Below are 16,191 nucleotides of genomic sequence, written 5' to 3'. Positions count from 1 at the left end.
CATGGACGCTGTGACCCAGGTCCCCACCCCCGTCAACGAGCCGGTGCACGGCTACGCCCCCGGCTCACCGGAGCGGGCCCGGCTGGAGGCCAGGCTGAAGGAGCTGGCCGAGAACCCGATCGACCTGCCCTGCACCATCAACGGCGAGCGGCGGATGGGCGGCGGCGACCGCTTCGACGTCGTGCAGCCGCACAACCACAAGGCCCGCCTGGGTACGTACGCCAACGCCACCCAGCAGGACGCCCAGGACGCGATCGACGCGGCCCTCGCCGCCGCGCCCGCCTGGCGCGCGATGTCCTTCGACGACCGCGCCGCGATCATCCTGCGCGCCGCCGACCTGCTCGCCGGCCCCTGGCGCGAGACCATGGCCGCGTCCACCATGCTCGGCCAGTCCAAGACCGCCCAGCAGGCCGAGATCGACACCCCCTGCGAGCTGGTCGACTTCTGGCGCTTCAACGTCAAGTACGCCCGCGACCTGCTCGCCGAGCAGCCCCCGGCGAACTCCCCGGGCGTCTGGAACCGCCTCGACCACCGCCCGCTGGAGGGCTTCGTCTATGCGATCACCCCGTTCAACTTCACGGCGATCGCCGGCAACCTGCCCACCGCGCCCGCCCTCATGGGCAACGTGGTCGTGTGGAAGCCGAGCCCGACCCAGACGCACGCCGCCGTGCTGCTCATGCGGCTGCTGGAGGAGGCCGGGCTGCCGAAGGGCGTCATCAACCTCGTCACCGGGGACGGCATCGAGGTCTCGAAGGTCGCCCTGGAGCACCGGGACCTCGCCGGCATCCACTTCACCGGCTCCACGAAGACCTTCCAGTACCTGTGGAAGACGGTCGGCGCCAACATCGAGAAGTACCGCTCCTACCCGCGTCTGGTAGGCGAGACCGGCGGCAAGGACTTCGTCGTCGCCCACCCGAGCGCCGACCGCGCGGTGCTGAAGACGGCCCTCACCCGGGGCGCCTTCGAGTACCAGGGCCAGAAGTGCTCCGCGACCTCCCGTGCCTACATCCCGGCGTCCATCTGGAACGACGGCTTCAAGGAGGAGTTCGCCGCCGAGGTCGACTACCTCACCATGGGTGACGTCACCGACCTGTCGAACTTCATCGGCGCCGTCATCGACGAGCGCGCCTTCGCCAAGGTCAAGGCCGCCATCGACAGCGCGAAGGCCGACCCGGCGTGCACGATCGTCGCGGGCGGCTCCTACGACGACTCCGTCGGCTGGTTCGTCCGCCCGACCGTCGTCGAGTGCGCCGACCCGGAGCACGACGTGTTCACCACCGAGTACTTCGGCCCGTTCCTCGCGGTGTACGTCTACGAGGACGACAAGTACGAGGAGATGCTGACCCAGATGGAGTCGGTGTCCGACTACGCCCTCACGGGCTCGGTCATCGCCGGTGACCGCGCGGCCGCCGCGTACACGATGGACAAGCTCCGCTACGCCGCCGGCAACTTCTACATCAACGACAAGTCCACCGGCGCGGTCGTCGGCCAGCAGCCGTTCGGCGGCGGTCGCGCCTCCGGCACCAACGACAAGGCGGGCGCCCCGCAGAACCTGATGCGCTGGACCCTGACCCGCGCGATCAAGGAGACGCTGGTCCCGCCGACGGACTACACGTACCCACACATGGGCTGACCCGCGGTAGCGCAGCGGGCCGGATCCTCGTCGATCCGGCCCGTTGTCGTGTCCTCACATCCCCGCGACCGGCGGCGGCCCTCGCCCGCCCGGCCGCCGCGACAATGGGGAGATGACCGCACCCCGGCTCCGCACAGCGCACACCGCCGACCTCACCCCCGCCGAACTCGGTGCCGTGCGCGGGCTGTTGTACGACGCCTTCGACGCCGACTTCTCGGCGGAGGACTGGGACCACACCCTCGGCGGCGTGCACGCGCTCGTCCACGACGAGCGGGGGCTCGCCGGACACGGGGCGGTCGTCATGCGGCGGGTCCGCCACGGGGCGCGGTGGCTGCGCGTCGGCTACGTCGAGGGGGTCGCCGTACGCCGGGACGTGCGGCGGACCGGGATCGGCGCCCTGATCATGGCCGCCCTGGAAGGCGTCGTCGCCCGCGCCTACGACCTCGGCGCGCTCTCCGCGAGCGACGAGGGCGCCCACCTGTACACCGGCCGCGGCTGGCGGGTGTGGGCCGGACGGATCAACGCGCTCGGCCCCGACGGGGTGGTCCGACTGCCCGACGAGGAGGGCTCCGTGTACGTATGGCCCGCGCCCGCCGCCGTGGACGATCCCGGGGCCGAGCTGGTCTTCGACTGGCGGGACGGCGACGTGCTCTGATCCGAGCCGTCCGGGGAATCGGGGCACGGGAAGAACACCAGGTCACAGGGGTGTGACCCAATCCACCGTCTCAGATAGTAGGAAGTCCGATTAATTGTGGAGACAGATGCCCCGGCCTCGCTTAGCTTTGTAGGAGCCGAACGTCTCGCTCGACCCAGCGAATGGCGGTCGTGAGCCGGAGGCCCTAGGCAGGCAACCCCTGCGGCCCCGCTCCCCGGCCCATCCGGGGGCACCTCCACGCCCTTTAGCACGGCCTTTAGGCAGTGGGGGAGTCTCACAGCCCTCCGTTTCCGTACTCCGGAATGCCTCGAAGGAGTCGATTCCCCATGGCCGAGACGACTGTCCGCCGCCGAGTCCGCCACGTTTCCCGGACCACCGAGTCCGACCGCAAGAACGCCGCCGCGGCCCTCCAGCGCGCCCTCGACCGCAGGGACAACGGCGGCTCCACCGGGCACTGAGCCGCCCCATCAGCCGGGAGCCGCACCCGTTCGGGGTGCGGCGCGGCCGTGGGGCATCGGCTCACGCGCCGCGCCGCACCTCGAAGTGGTCGATGCGCTTGCCGTCCTGGGCGAGCGCCGACACCTTGAGCCGGGGCCTCGGCCCCGTCTCCGCCTCCACCGACAGGAACGAGAAGCCGGTGTAGCGGACTCGGGACCACTGGACGACCTCCGTCCTGCGGTCCTTGGACTTCGTCCACCGGAAGGACTCGATCGAGTCGAGGTCGCGGACCTTGCCCTCGTAGCTGTCCTTCACGCCCGGGGGGAACGCGTACAGCTCCTTGCCGCCCCCGCCCGCCGTGACGTACACGATGCCGTCCCGGGTCGGGTCGGTCGAGCCGCCGATCGGCACCGGCCTGCCGACCTCGCCGTTCTTGATGGCGTCGGTCCGTTCGTACGCGTGGTTGTGCCCGTTGATCACCAGGTCCACCTGGTGCTTGGCGAACAGCGGCACCCACTCGGCGCGCACGCCCCCGTCGGAGGCGTGGCGCGAGGTGGAGTACGCGCAGTGGTGGAAGTAGACGACGACGAAATCGACCGCCCGGTCGGCGCGCAGCTCGCGGAGCCGCTGGTCGAGCCACTTGGTCTGCCTGCCGTCCGTGTGGCCCAGGTTGGCCGGGATCTCGTACGACACGTCGTTCGCGTCGAGCGCGACCACGCCGACGTTGCCGTAGACGAACGAGTACACGCCCGGCGCCCCGCGCGGGTCGAAGCCGCTGTCCGGGAGCGACCAGCGCGCCACCTGGCCGCCGTAGCCGTCCGGTGAGTACCAGGCCTCCATGTCGTGGTTGCCGGTCGTCACCATCCACGGCACCGACTTCGCCACCAGCTCGTTCTGCTTGAGGAACAGGTCCCAGAAGCCGGGGTCGTAGGAGTCGGACCTCTCGCCGTGGCCGGTGGTGTCGGCGTAGCAGATGTCGCCCGCGTGGAGATGGAAGGCGGGGCTCTCCCGCAGCAGCACATGGTCGTTGGCGAGCGCGTCCTTGCTGACGCCCTGGTCGCCGAAGGCGGTGAACACGAACCGTTCCGGACGCGCGGGCGCCGTACGGAAAGCGGTGATCGTCTTCCGGTGGGCCGGCGCGGCCGGGTCGAAGCCCTCGTGGCCGACGCCGTAGTAGTACGTGGTGCCGGGCTTGAGGCCGTCCAGGGCCGCGTGCACGTAGTACTGCTCGAATGCCGGGCGCACGCCCTGGAGTTCCGGGGTGTACAGGTCGCGGATCTCGGCGTCGACGCGCCGGCTCAGGTCCTCGGGCCGCAGTCCCACCCGCACGAAGGGCTTCTTGACGGCCGCCGGCAGCTGCCAGGAGATCCGCATCTGCGTCTTCGGGTCGGCGCCGAAGGCGAGATGGCGGCCGAAGGGCACGACGGCCGAGGCGGGCACCCGTTCCGTGGCCGTGACGGAGGGCGAGGGGGACCGCCGCCCGGTCGCCGTGCCGGACCCGGAGCAGCCGGTCAACAGCCCACCGGCCACCGCCCCGGCGGTCACCAGCGTGCGCCGCCGCGTCAGCTTGGTGCGCAGGTACTCGTACTGTTCCGGCATGCTGAGACGGCGGGCCAGCCGCTCGGGGATGCCGACGTCGGGGACGGGGAGTCCGGGGGGCGTCCCCCTGGATGGCGCAGTCATGCTGGGCAACTTCCCAGCAGATGCCAACTCCCGGCAAACACACGGGTGAACGCCGGTCAACGGATCGGTGCCGACGTCCCCCCGGCTCGTCCATATCGCGGACAGCGCGTGTCATCCCGTGGGACAAGGAGTACGGTGCCGCACATGTCTCGCAGCCTCAATCTCGCAGTGATCCCCGGTGACGGCATCGGTCAGGAAGTCGTGGCCCAGGGTCTCAAGGTCCTCTCCGCCGTCCTTCCGCAGGATGTGAAGCTGGAGACCAAGGAGTACGACTTCGGCGCCAAGCGCTACCACGCCACCGGTGAGACCCTCACCGACGCCGACCTCGACGCGCTGAAGCAGCACGACGCGATCCTGCTGGGCGCGATCGGCGATCCGAGCGTCCCCTCCGGCGTCCTGGAGCGCGGCTTCCTGCTCAAGCTCCGCTTCGCCTTCGACCACCACGTCAACCTGCGTCCGTCGAAGCTGCTGCCGGGTGTCGCCACCCCGCTCGCCGGCCAGCCGGAGATCGACTTCGTCGTGGTCCGCGAAGGCACCGAGGGCCCCTACACCGGCAACGGCGGCACCATCCGCAAGGGCACCCCGCAGGAGGTCGCGACCGAGGTCTCCGTGAACACGGCCTTCGGTGTCGAGCGCGTCGTCCGCGACGCCTTCGCCCGCGCCCAGGCCCGCCCCCGCAAGAAGCTCACGCTGGTCCACAAGAACAACGTGCTGACCTTCGCGGGCCACCTGTGGACCAACATCTTCAACAAGGTGGCCGAGGAGTTCCCCGAGGTCACCACCGACTACATCCACGTCGACGCCGCGACCATCTACCTGGTCACCGACCCCGGCCGCTTCGATGTGATCGTCACCGACAACCTCTTCGGCGACATCATCACCGACCTCGCCGCGGCCGTCTCCGGCGGCATCGGCGTCGCCGCCTCCGGGAACATCAACCCGTCCGGCGAGTTCCCGTCCATGTTCGAGCCGGTCCACGGTTCGGCCCCGGACATCGCCGGCCAGGGCAAGGCCGACCCGTCCGCCACGGTCCTGTCCGTCGCCCTGCTCCTGCGCCACCTCGGCTACGAGGCCGAGGCCGCGCGGATCGAGGAGGCCGTCTCCGCCGACCTCGCGGAGCGCGTCGGCAAGCCCGCCCGTTCAACGAACGAGATCGGCGACGCCCTCGCCGTACGAGTAGCCGGCTGACCCGCCGAGCACTCGAAACCTCCCCCGGACCCGGAGCCCCGCGGCCCCGGTCCACCGAGGGGGAGCCCTTCGAAAGCCGCCGGGTCGCATCGCACCCGGCGGCTTCCGCATGCTCCCGCCGGGTGTCACCATCATCCCCTGGGTCGCATCGCACCGTTTTCGTCCACGGTCATCCGTTTCGTCGACGCTCCCCGCCAGGCGATAATCGAACGAGGTGCCGCGGATTGAGGGAATGCTCGGACGTCCTAACACTGGCCACTGGCAGTGCGGACGTGAGCGCGGCCCGTCACACACAACCGGTGAAGGACATCACTCATGACGACGCCCACGATCGAGCTGAAGCCGTCCGCCCATCCGCTCTCCGATGCCGAGCGCGAGGCGATCCTGGCCAACCCCGGCTTCGGCCGCCACTTCACCGACCACATGGTGACGATCAAGTGGACCGAGGGCCGTGGCTGGCACGACGGGCAGCTCGTGCCGTACGGCCCGCTCTCCCTCGACCCCGCGAACATGACCCTGCACTACGCGCAGGAGATCTTCGAGGGCCTCAAGGCGTACCGCCGGCCCGACGGCTCCGTGGCCACGTTCCGCCCGGAGATGAACGCCCTGCGCTTCCAGAAGTCCGCCCGGCGCCTCGCGATGCCGGAGCTGCCGGTGGAGACCTTCATCGAGGCGTGCGACGTGCTGGTCCAGCAGGACCAGGCGTGGGTGCCCGCGCACGGCGGTGAGGAGTCCCTCTACCTGCGCCCCTTCATGATCGCCACCGAGGTCGGGCTGGGCGTGAAGCCGGCCAACGAGTACCTGTTCCTGGTCATCGCCTCCCCGGCCGGCGCGTACTTCCCCGGTGGCGTCAAGCCCGTCTCCATCTGGGTCTCCGAGGACCACGTCCGCGCCGTCCCCGGCGGCATGGGCGACGCCAAGACCGGCGGCAACTACGCCGCGTCCCTGCTGGCCCAGGCCGAGGCCGCCGCCGAGGGCTGCGCGCAGGTCTGCTACCTCGACGCGGTCGAGCGCAAGTGGGTCGAGGAACTCGGCGGCATGAACCTGTACTTCGTCTACGGCGACCGTATCGTCACCCCGTCCCTCACCGGCTCGATCCTGGAGGGCGTCACCCGCGACTCCCTGCTGACCGTCGCCGCCGACCTCGGCTTCACCGCCGCGGAGGGCCGCGTCTCCATCGACCAGTGGCAGGCCGACGCCGAGAGCGGCGCCCTCACCGAGGTCTTCGCCTGCGGCACCGCCGCGGTCATCACGCCCGTCGGCACGGTCAAGCGCACCGGCGCCGCCTGGCAGCAGTCCGGCGGCGAGCCCGGCCCCGTCACCCTCAAGCTCCGTGAGGCCCTGCTGGACATCCAGCGCGGCACGGTCGAGGACAAGCACGGCTGGATGCACGTCCTGGCCTGACAGCCACACGGGCCCGGCCCAGGGGCCGCCGCGGACCACTCGTCCGTGGCGGCCCCTTCCGCGTTCCGGCCCGTGCTCATTCCTGTCCGCGCTCATTCCTGTCCGTGCTTTTGAATGACACTCAAACAGCCGCCGAAACTCCGAGCTCCGACCTTCCCCCCTCCTGTGTTCTGGGTTTAGAGTGACGCTCTAATTCTCCCGGGCCCAGGAGGTGCCGCCCATGCGACTCACCCCCACCGAGCGCGACCGCCTGCTGCTGTTCGGCGCCGCGGAGCTGGCGCGGGCCCGCCGGGCGCGCGGCCTGCGGCTGAACGTGCCCGAGGCGACCGCCCTCGTCGCGGACACCGTCTGCGAGGCCGCGCGGGACGGGGCGAGACTCGACGAGGCGATCGCACGGGCGCGGTCGGTGCTCGGGCCGGACGACGTCCTGCCCGGTGTCGCGGACGTCGTGACCGAGGTGCAGGTCGAGGCCGTCTTCGACGACGGCTCCCGGCTCGCGGTGGTCGAGGACCCGATCGGCGGCGGTCTCGGCGAGCGGGCGCCGGGCGCGCTGCTGCCGGGGCCCGCGCACCGGGACGCCGAGGCGGTCGTGCGGCTGACGGTGACCAACACGGCCACCGTGCCCGTCTCCGTCACCTCCCACTTCCACTTCTTCGAGGCCAACCCGCGTCTGGACTTCGCGCGGGCCGAGGCGTACGGGATGCGGCTGGCCGTGCCCGCCGGGTCCTCGGTGCGGTTCGGACCGGGGGAGAGCGTCGAGGTGGGGCTGCTGCCCATCGGCGGCGAGCGGATCGCGATCGGCTTCGCGGGGCTCGTCGACGGGCCCCTCGACGCCCCCGGAGCCAAGGAAGAGGCCCTGCGCAGGGCCGCCGCCTGCGGATATCTGGGAGCCGCGCGATGAACCCCTCCACCAGCGGCCCGGCGAACCGCCCGGCGGCCACCTCGATCGACCCGTACGCGTACGCCGCCACCCACGGCCCCCGCGCGGGGGACCGGCTCCGGCTCGGCGACTCGGGCCTCGTGATCCGGGTCGAGTCCGACGCCCAGCGGTACGGCGACGAGTTCCTCGCCGGCTTCGGAAAGACCGCGCGGGACGGGCTGCACCTCAAGGCGGCGGCCGTCCGCGAGACCTGCGACGTGGTCATCAGCAACGTCGTGGTGATCGACGCGGTGCTGGGCGTCCGGAAGGTGTCGATCGGCATCCGGGAAGGGCGCATCCACGCGGTCGGGCGCGCCGGGAACCCGGACACCCTCGACGGGGTCGACGTCGTGGTCGGCACGGGCACGTCCATCGTGTCCGGCGAGGGCCTCATCGCCACCGCGGGGGCCGTGGACACACATGTCCATCTGCTGTCGCCGCGGATCATGGAGGCGTCGCTGGCCTCCGGGGTGACCACGATCATCGGGCAGGAGTTCGGGCCGGTGTGGGGCGTCGGGGTCAACTCGCCCTGGGCGCTGCGGCACGCGTTCGCCGCGTTCGACGCCTGGCCGGTCAACATCGGCCTCCTCGGCCGGGGTTCGTCGTCGCACGAGGCCCCGCTGGTCGAGGCCCTCGCCGAGGGCGGCGCCTCCGGCTTCAAGGTGCACGAGGACATGGGCGCCCACACCCGGGCACTGGACACGGCGTTGCGCGTCGCCGAGGAGCACGACGTCCAGGTGGCCCTGCACAGCGACGGGTTGAACGAGTGCCTGTCGGTCGAGGACACCCTGCGCGTGCTGGAGGGCCGTACGATCCACGCCTTCCACATCGAGGGCTGCGGCGGCGGCCATGTGCCCAACGTGCTGAAGATGGCCGGGGTGCCGAACGTCATCGGCTCCTCCACCAACCCGACCCTGCCCTTCGGCCGGGACGCCGTCGCCGAGCACTTCGGGATGATCGTCTCCGCCCACGGCCTCAAGACGGACCTGCCCGGCGACGCCGCCCTGGCCCGCGAGCGCATCCGCGCCGGGACGATGGGCGCCGAGGACGTGCTGCACGACCTGGGCGCCATCGGCATCACCTCGTCCGACGCGCAGGGCATGGGACGCGCGGGGGAGACCGTGCGCCGGACCTTCGCCATGGCCGGGAAGATGAAGGCCGAGTCTGGCGCCCCCGACGACCACGACAACGAGCGCGTCCTGCGCTACATCGCCAAGCTCACCGTCAACCCGGCCATCGCGCACGGCCTCGCCCACGAGATCGGCTCCCTGGAGGTCGGCAAGCTCGCCGACATCGTGCTCTGGCGCCCCGAGTACTTCGGCGCCAAACCCCAGCTGGTGCTGAAGTCCGGCTTCCCGGCCTACGGCGTCGTCGGCGACCCCAACGCGGCCACCGACGCCTGCGAACCCCTCGTGCTGGGCCCGCAGTTCGGGGCGCACGGGGCGACGGCCGCCGACCTCTCCGTCGCGTTCGTGGCGCGCGCCGCGCTCGACGCGGGCGCCGACCTGCTGCCGACCCGCCGCCGCAGGGTCGCCGTGCGCGGCACCCGGGGCATCGGCCCCGCCGACCTGATCCGCAACTCCCGTACCGGCTCGGTCGACGTGGACCCGCGCACCGGCCTGGTCACCCTCGACGGGGAGCCGCTCCGCTCCGAACCGGCCGACTCCGTCTCCCTCAACCGGCTGTACTTCCTCTGAGAGGCCCCGATGTCCGCTGCCGCCGACGGCTTCCGCATGCCCGCCGAATGGGCCCCGCACGAGCGCACCTGGATGGCGTGGCCCGGTCCGAACCCCACCTTCGACGGCCCCGCCGACGTCGCCGCCGCCCGCGCCGCCTGGGCGTCCGTCGCCCGAGCCGTGCGCCGCTTCGAACCGGTGACCGTGGTGTGCGGACCGGGACAGGCCGGCGAGGCCGCCGCCCTCCTCGGCCCCGGCATCGACACCGTCGAACGCGACCTGGACGACGCCTGGATGCGCGACATCGGCCCCACCTTCCTCACCGACGGCCGGGGCCGACTGGCCGCCGTGGACTGGCGGTTCAACGGCTGGGGCGCGCAGCCCTGGGCCCGCTGGGAGCACGACGCGAGGATCGCCGCGTCCGTGGCGGACCTCGCCGGGGCGCGGACGTACGCCTCGGCGCTCGTCAACGAGGGCGGCGCGATCCACGTCGACGGCGAGGGCACCGTCCTGCTCACCGAGACCGTGCAGCTCGGGCCCGAACGCAATCCCGGCTGGACCCGCGACGAGGTCGAGGCGGAGATCCACGCCCAGCTCGGCACCCGCAAGGCGATCTGGCTGCCGCGCGGCCTCACCGGCGACTACCCGCCCGGCGGCTTCGGCACCCTGGGCCACGTCGACATCGTCGCCGCGTTCGCCCGCCCCGGCGTGGTCGTCGCCCACTCCCAGCCCGACCCCGCTCACCCCGACCACGAGATCACCGAAGAGATCATCGGACTGCTGCGGGCCCGGACCGACGCGCACGGACGGCCCCTGGAGGTCGTCGAGGTCCCCGCGCCGACCGAGCTGGAGGCCGACGGACGCTGGGCCGACCACTCCTACATCAACCACTACCTGTGCAACGGCGGAGTCGTCCTGTGCGCCTTCGACGATCCCCGCGACGAGGAAGCCGCCGCGATCTTCCGCCGGTTGTTCCCCGACCGCACGGTCACCCTGGTCGACGCCCGCACGATCTTCGCCGGTGGGGGCGGCATCCACTGCGTCACCCAGCAGCAGCCCCGGGCCGACGTCCGGTAGAAACGTAAGGATGACCACTCCACCGAGCGCACCCGTGCGTGTCCTGCGCTGCGCCACCTGCGACCGGCCCCTCGCGGAGCCGCTGCGCCACGTGCCCGAAGTGCCCGAACGACCGCTGTACACCGGGCAGAAGAAGGCCGACGGCTCGAGGGACGTCCCGTCGACGATGCCGCGCGGGACATGCGCGGTGGATCCGCTGCCGTGCGGCGCACCGTACGTTCCGCACCCCGACCCCGAGTGGATGGACGTCGCCCATCCCGGCAACGCGGTGACCCTGGACCCCGACGGGCCGGGCTGTCTGATGTCCGCCGGGCCTCGCGCCACCCTGGTGGTGCACCCCGAGGACACCCGGCGGCACATGTCCCCCGACCCGGCCGTGCAGGAGTCCGGATGCTGCGAGGTGGGACGCGCGGGGCCCAACGAGCTGTGCGGAGGACGCGGCGCGGTGGTCGCGACGCTGTTCGCCGGCTGCACCGGCCCCTACGAGACCCACTTCCTGCCCGACGCCGTCCGCGTGGCCGCCCCGTGACCCGCCGCCGCAACACCGCCCCGCCCCGCGAGGAGGTCCTCGGCGCCGCCATGGCCATGATCGCCGAGCGGGGGCTGGAGAAGCTCACCATGGCGGCGCTCGGCCGTGAGGTCGGCATGAGCAGCGGCCATCTCCTCTACTACTTCCACTCCAAGGACGAGCTGCTGCTGCGGACCCTGGAGTGGAGCGAGGGCCGGCTCGGCGCCGAGCGCGCCCGGCTCCTCACCCGGACCGCCCCGGTCCGCGAACGCCTGGACGCGTACGTCGACCTGTACGTCCCGGACGGCCACCGTGACCCCCACTGGACGCTCTGGCTGGAGGTGTGGAACCGCTCGCAGAACGCCGACGACGAGGCCCGCGACCGCCAGGCGGCCATCGAGGGCGCCTGGCACCGCGACCTGGTGGCGCTGCTCGCCGAGGGCATGTCGCGCGGCGAGTTCCGGACCGTCGATCCCGACCGGTTCGCCACCCGGCTGCGCGCCCTGCTCGACGGCTTCTCCATCAACGTGGCCATCGGGCTGCGCGGCGCCGACCGCGACCGGATCCTGTCCCACGTACGGGAGTTCCTGGACGAGTCCCTCGGGTGACCCCGGCAGGCGCCCGTACACAGCGCGCTGTTCGCATCCTGAGACGGACGGTGAGCACCGGGACGGTCTGTGCCACACTGCCCCCGTGCTCTCGTTCGCCATGATTATTGGCAGCAGGCGCGCCGGTCCGCAGTGACCGCCACGTACGACCACGTACGGGCGGACACCGTCGTCCTCGACCCGCGCGCAGACCTCTCGCACCCGCGAGAGGTTTTTCGCTTTTCTGGCCCACCCCCAGCCGGGAACGCAGCGCGCGGGATGATGGGAGGACGGTGGAGCCGGTCATTCCGGTACAGACCGAGATCCGACATCAGGAGCCGAACACCATGACGGAAACCAGCGAACTCGACGACTCGTTCCACGTCTTCGACACCACCCTGCGCGACGGCGCCCAGCGCGAGGGCATCAATCTCACCGTCGCCGACAAGCTGGCCATCGCTCGGCACCTGGACGACTTCGGAGTGGGCTTCATCGAGGGCGGCTGGCCGGGCGCCAACCCGCGGGACACCGAGTTCTTCGCCCGCGCCCTGAAGGAGATCGACTTCAAGCACGCCCAGCTCGTCGCGTTCGGCGCCACCCGCCGCGCCGGCGGCAGAGCGAGCGAGGACCCGCAGGTCAAGGCGCTCCTCGACTCCGGCGCCCCGGTGATCACCCTCGTCGCCAAGTCCCACGACCGCCATGTGGAGCTGGCGCTGCGCACCACCCTGGAGGAGAACCTGGAGATGGTCCGCGACACCGTCTCCCACCTCCGGGAGCAGGGCCGCCGGGTCTTCGTCGACTGCGAGCACTTCTTCGACGGCTACCGCGCCAACCCCGAGTACGCCAAGTCCGTCGTCCGCACCGCCGCCGAGGCCGGCGCCGACGTCGTCATCCTCTGCGACACCAACGGCGGCATGCTGCCCGCCCAGGTCCAGGCCGTCGTCTCCACCGTCCTCGCCGACACCGGCGCCCGGCTCGGCATCCACGCCCAGGACGACACCGGCTGCGCGGTCGCCAACACCCTCGCCGCCGTCGACGCGGGCGCCACCCACGTCCAGTGCACGGCCAACGGCTACGGCGAACGCGTCGGCAACTCCAACCTCTTCCCGGTCGTCGCGGCCCTTGAGCTGAAGTACGGCAAGAAGGTCCTCCCCGACGGCGCCCTGCGCGAGATGACCCGCATCTCCCACGCGATCGCCGAGGTCGTCAACCTGACGCCCTCCACGCATCAGCCGTACGTGGGTGTCTCCGCCTTCGCGCACAAGGCGGGCCTGCACGCCTCCGCCATCAAGGTCGACCCCGACCTGTACCAGCACATCGACCCCGAGCAGGTCGGCAACACCATGCGGATGCTGGTCTCCGACATGGCGGGCCGCGCCTCCATCGAGCTCAAGGGCAAGGAGCTGGGCGTCGACCTCGGCGGTGACCGGGAGCTGATCGGCCGGGTCGTGGAGCGGGTCAAGGAGCGCGAGCTCAAGGGCTACACGTACGAGGCGGCGGACGCGTCGTTCGAGCTGCTGCTCCGTGAGGAGGTGGCCGGCAAGCCGCTGCGCTACTTCAGCACCGAGTCCTGGCGCGCGATCGTGGAGGACCGCCCCGACGGCAGCCACGCCAACGAGGCCACCGTCAAACTGTGGGCCAAGAGCGAGCGCATCGTCGCCACCGCCGAGGGCAACGGCCCGGTCAACGCCCTCGACCGCGCCCTGCGCGTCGCCCTGGAGCGGATCTACCCCCAGCTCGCCAAGATGGAGCTGGTCGACTACAAGGTCCGCATCCTGGAGGGCAAGCACGGCACCAACTCCACGACCCGCGTACTGATCTCCACCACCGACGGCGCCGGCGAGTGGTCCACGGTGGGCGTCGCCGAGAACGTCATCGCCGCCTCGTGGCAGGCCCTGGAGGACGCCTACACGTACGGCCTGCTCCGGGCCGGGGTCGAACCCGCGGAGTGACCACCCGACAGGCCGATGGGCCGCGCCCGGCGGGACGGGGCGCGGCCCTCGCCCGTCCCCCGTCGGCCGGGGCTCTGCCCGGCGGGAGCCGAACCCCCGGTTCCGGTTCCGGGCGGTCCGGATCGTCCGTTTTGCCGGTGACCGAGGTAGCTTCGAAGGTATGAAGGGCGCACCGGTCCTGCCTTGGGCCCGTCTCCTGATCGTGCCGCTCATCGCCGCCGCCCTGGCGGTGCTGGCGGTCGGCGCGCCGGGCGCCCGCGCGGCCACCGACCTCTCGACGGTGGCCGCGGCCCTGCGCGAGAGCCCCGTCTACGTCGACCCGGCCGCCTCCGATCTGCTCGCCGCGTCGGACGCCGAAGCGCTCGCCGACAAGATCGTCGACGCGGACGAGCCGGTCTTCGTGGCGGTCCTCCCGGCCGGCCACCCCACCCAGGACCTCTTCAGGAACCTCCGCACGGAGACCGGCGTCACCGGCCTGTACGCCATCCGCCTCGGCGACCGCTTCGACGCGAGGGCCGACGCGAGCGTCCTGAGCCCGCGGACCGTGTCCAACCTGGTTGCCGCGGCACAGGGCGCGGGGGACGCCAAGGCCCAGCTCAACGACTTCGTGGACGACGCCCTGCGCAGCAACCCGGGCGGCACGGCCCCGTCGAGTTGGAGCGGCGGCGGAGGCGACGAGGGCGTGGACGTCGGCGCCCTGGCCGCCGCCGGCGCGGTGGTGGCGGCGGGCGGTGTCGGCGCGTACGCCCTGGTCCGCCGGCGGCGCCGCCGGGAGGAGGCGGAGCGCCGCGCGGCCCTGGAGAAGCTGCGCGTGGTGGTCGACGAGGACATCACCGCCTTCGGCGAGGAACTCGACCGGCTGGACTTCCACCCCGCCGAGGCGGGCGCGGACGACGCGATGCGCGCCGACTACGAGCGGGCCCTCGACGCCTACGAGCAGGCGAAATCGCTGATGGCGGCGGCCACCCGCCCCGAGGACGTGCGCGCGGTCACCCAGGCCCTGGAGGACGGCCGCTTCTCCCTCGCCCTGCTGGCCGCCCGCCGGGAGGGCCGTCCGCTGCCCGAACGCCGTGCCCCCTGTTTCTTCGACCCCCGCCACGGCCCGTCGGTCGCCGACATCCTGTGGACCCCACCACTGGGCGGCGCGTCCCGCGAGGTCCCGGTGTGCGCGGCGGACGAGGCCCGACTGGCGGACGGCCAGGAGCCCATGGTCCGCGAGGTGGAGACGGTCTCCGGCGCCCGCCGCCCCTACTGGGACGCGGGCCCCGCCTACGGCCCCTGGGCGGGCGGCTACTTCGGCGGCGGCATCCTCCCCGGCCTCCTCGTCGGCACGATGCTCGGCAGCATGATGGCCACTCCCTCCTACGCGGCCGTCTACGGCGCCGGCTACGGAGACTTCGGCGCGGACGGCGGCTACGGCGGTGGTGACGTCTCCGGCGGCGACTTCGACACGGACGACTTCTCCGGCGGCTTCGGCGGCGGTGACTTCGGAGGGGGCGGCGACTTCGGCGGAGGAGACTTCGGCGGCGGCTTCTGAGCCACGGACGATTGACCAGTACGAGTACGAGTACGAGTACAAGTGCGAGCACGGGCCCGGCGCGCAGGCGCCGGGCCCGTGGGCGTCGTACGGAGTGATCCCCGGGGGTGCCGGGATGCCGGGGTGCCGGTCAGAGCGTGGCGGCGGCCGACGCTATCTGGGAGGCGAAGGTCGAGACCTCGGAGTAGACACCCGGGGCGTTGGGCCGGGCGCAGCCCTCGCCCCAGCTGACGATGCCGACCTGGATCCAGGCGCCGGCGTTGTCGCGGCGGAACATCGGGCCGCCCGAGTCGCCCTGGCAGGTGTCGACGCCGCCCGAGGCGAACCCGGCGCAGATCTCCTCAGCGGCGACGAGGTCGCTGTAGAGGCCGCCGTAGGCACGGCAGGTCGCGTCACTGACGAACGGGACCGTCGCCTTGAGCATGTAGCGCTGCTGGGCGCCGCCCTCACGGGCCGCTCCCCAGCCGGCGACGGTGAAGTCTCCGGTGTTGTACTGGGTGTTGGTGGCGATCTTCAGGGTCGGCAGGTTGATCGGCTGGGCGAGCTTGATGAGCGCCCAGTCCTTGCCGGTGCCGTTGTAGCCGGGGGCGCGGTACACCTTCGTGGAGCGGACCTGGACCCGCCCGCTGGTGCTCTGGAGGTCCACCACACCGGCGGTGGCGGTGATGCTCGTGTTGTTCCCGGTCGCGCCGACACAGTGCGCGGCGGTGAGGACGATCTGCTGCGTGTACAGCGCGCCGCCACAGCCCATCGACAACCGGACCATGAACGGGAACTCGCCCTGTGCCGCACGTGTGCCGCCGACGACCGGTGACGGGGCGGCCTGGGCCGCCGAGACCGGCTGGAGGCTGGCGATCGCGAGCGCGGCGGCGCCGACGGCGGCGCATCTCTTCAGGGCGGTGATGAGTCGCTTCAAGGTGATGCCTTCCGTGGG

General features: G+C 72.0%; 14 protein-coding genes. 12 read left to right on the top strand and 2 right to left on the bottom strand.

All coding sequences use genetic code 11. The features are described 5' to 3' along the window. The first annotated feature begins 1 nt into the window (after position 1). From pruA to ACZ4Z3_RS31475, 3 genes are all read left to right on the top strand, one after another. Positions 2 to 1,633, top strand: coding sequence for an L-glutamate gamma-semialdehyde dehydrogenase (pruA, locus tag ACZ4Z3_RS31485; protein ID WP_468504197.1), 1,632 nt, complete (start codon positions 2 to 4; stop codon positions 1,631 to 1,633). Between the two features lie 112 nt (positions 1,634 to 1,745). Continuing rightward, positions 1,746 to 2,288 (top strand): GNAT family N-acetyltransferase, encoded by a 543-nt coding sequence (locus tag ACZ4Z3_RS31480; protein WP_468504196.1) that lies wholly within the window; start codon positions 1,746 to 1,748, stop codon positions 2,286 to 2,288. A 326-nt stretch (positions 2,289 to 2,614) separates the two neighbouring features. Next, positions 2,615 to 2,746, top strand: coding sequence for a hypothetical protein (locus ACZ4Z3_RS31475; protein WP_005479955.1), 132 nt, complete (start codon positions 2,615 to 2,617; stop codon positions 2,744 to 2,746). Between the two features lie 61 nt (positions 2,747 to 2,807). On the opposite strand, the gene ACZ4Z3_RS31470 is transcribed toward ACZ4Z3_RS31475, so the two are convergent. Then, positions 2,808 to 4,409, bottom strand: coding sequence for a purple acid phosphatase family protein (locus tag ACZ4Z3_RS31470; protein WP_468504195.1), 1,602 nt, complete (start codon positions 4,407 to 4,409; stop codon positions 2,808 to 2,810). Positions 4,410 to 4,553: 144 nt separating this feature from the next. On the opposite strand from ACZ4Z3_RS31470, the gene ACZ4Z3_RS31465 reads away from it, so the two are divergent. The 9 genes from ACZ4Z3_RS31465 to ACZ4Z3_RS31425 all read left to right on the top strand — a co-directional run bounded on the left by ACZ4Z3_RS31465 (position 4,554) and on the right by ACZ4Z3_RS31425 (position 15,257). Then, positions 4,554 to 5,597 carry a 3-isopropylmalate dehydrogenase gene (locus tag ACZ4Z3_RS31465; RefSeq protein ID WP_468504194.1) on the top strand — a complete coding sequence of 348 codons (1,044 nt, stop codon included), beginning with the start codon at positions 4,554 to 4,556 and terminating at the stop codon, positions 5,595 to 5,597. A 315-nt stretch (positions 5,598 to 5,912) separates the two neighbouring features. Further along, positions 5,913 to 7,001: a branched-chain amino acid aminotransferase gene (locus ACZ4Z3_RS31460; protein WP_468504193.1), complete on the top strand. Its 1,089-nt coding sequence runs from the start codon at positions 5,913 to 5,915 to the stop codon at positions 6,999 to 7,001. Positions 7,002 to 7,221: 220 nt separating this feature from the next. Beyond that, positions 7,222 to 7,902: an urease subunit gamma gene (ureA, locus tag ACZ4Z3_RS31455; RefSeq protein WP_468504192.1), complete on the top strand. Its 681-nt coding sequence runs from the start codon at positions 7,222 to 7,224 to the stop codon at positions 7,900 to 7,902. Beyond that, positions 7,899 to 9,617, top strand: a complete 1,719-nt coding sequence (locus tag ACZ4Z3_RS31450; RefSeq protein WP_468504191.1) for an urease subunit alpha — start codon at positions 7,899 to 7,901, stop codon at positions 9,615 to 9,617. The genes ureA and ACZ4Z3_RS31450 overlap by 4 nt, the downstream gene beginning before the upstream one ends. Before the next feature lie 9 nt (positions 9,618 to 9,626). After that, positions 9,627 to 10,673, top strand: a complete 1,047-nt coding sequence (locus ACZ4Z3_RS31445; RefSeq protein WP_468504190.1) for an agmatine deiminase family protein — start codon at positions 9,627 to 9,629, stop codon at positions 10,671 to 10,673. A gap of 10 nt (positions 10,674 to 10,683) precedes the next feature. After that, entirely contained in the window at positions 10,684 to 11,202 is a 519-nt protein-coding gene (locus tag ACZ4Z3_RS31440) for a hypothetical protein (protein ID WP_468504189.1), read from the top strand. 50 nt (positions 11,203 to 11,252) lie between these two features. Next, positions 11,253 to 11,789 carry a TetR/AcrR family transcriptional regulator gene (locus ACZ4Z3_RS31435; protein WP_468504250.1) on the top strand — a complete coding sequence of 179 codons (537 nt, stop codon included), beginning with the start codon at positions 11,253 to 11,255 and terminating at the stop codon, positions 11,787 to 11,789. 326 nt (positions 11,790 to 12,115) lie between these two features. Beyond that, positions 12,116 to 13,720: a citramalate synthase gene (gene cimA, locus ACZ4Z3_RS31430; protein ID WP_055515425.1), complete on the top strand. Its 1,605-nt coding sequence runs from the start codon at positions 12,116 to 12,118 to the stop codon at positions 13,718 to 13,720. A 160-nt stretch (positions 13,721 to 13,880) separates the two neighbouring features. Further along, positions 13,881 to 15,257, top strand: coding sequence for a hypothetical protein (locus ACZ4Z3_RS31425; protein WP_468504188.1), 1,377 nt, complete (start codon positions 13,881 to 13,883; stop codon positions 15,255 to 15,257). A gap of 130 nt (positions 15,258 to 15,387) precedes the next feature. On the opposite strand, the gene ACZ4Z3_RS31420 is transcribed toward ACZ4Z3_RS31425, so the two are convergent. Continuing rightward, complete coding sequence (locus ACZ4Z3_RS31420) at positions 15,388 to 16,173, bottom strand: S1 family peptidase (RefSeq protein WP_468504187.1); 786 nt, start codon at positions 16,171 to 16,173, stop codon at positions 15,388 to 15,390. Between the last annotated feature and the right edge of the window lie 18 nt (positions 16,174 to 16,191).

This window comes from Streptomyces sp. NPDC030296, from assembly GCF_055572815.1.
The sequence above is the reverse complement of the archived record's forward strand: the minus strand, read 5'-3'. Positions and strand labels throughout refer to the sequence as shown.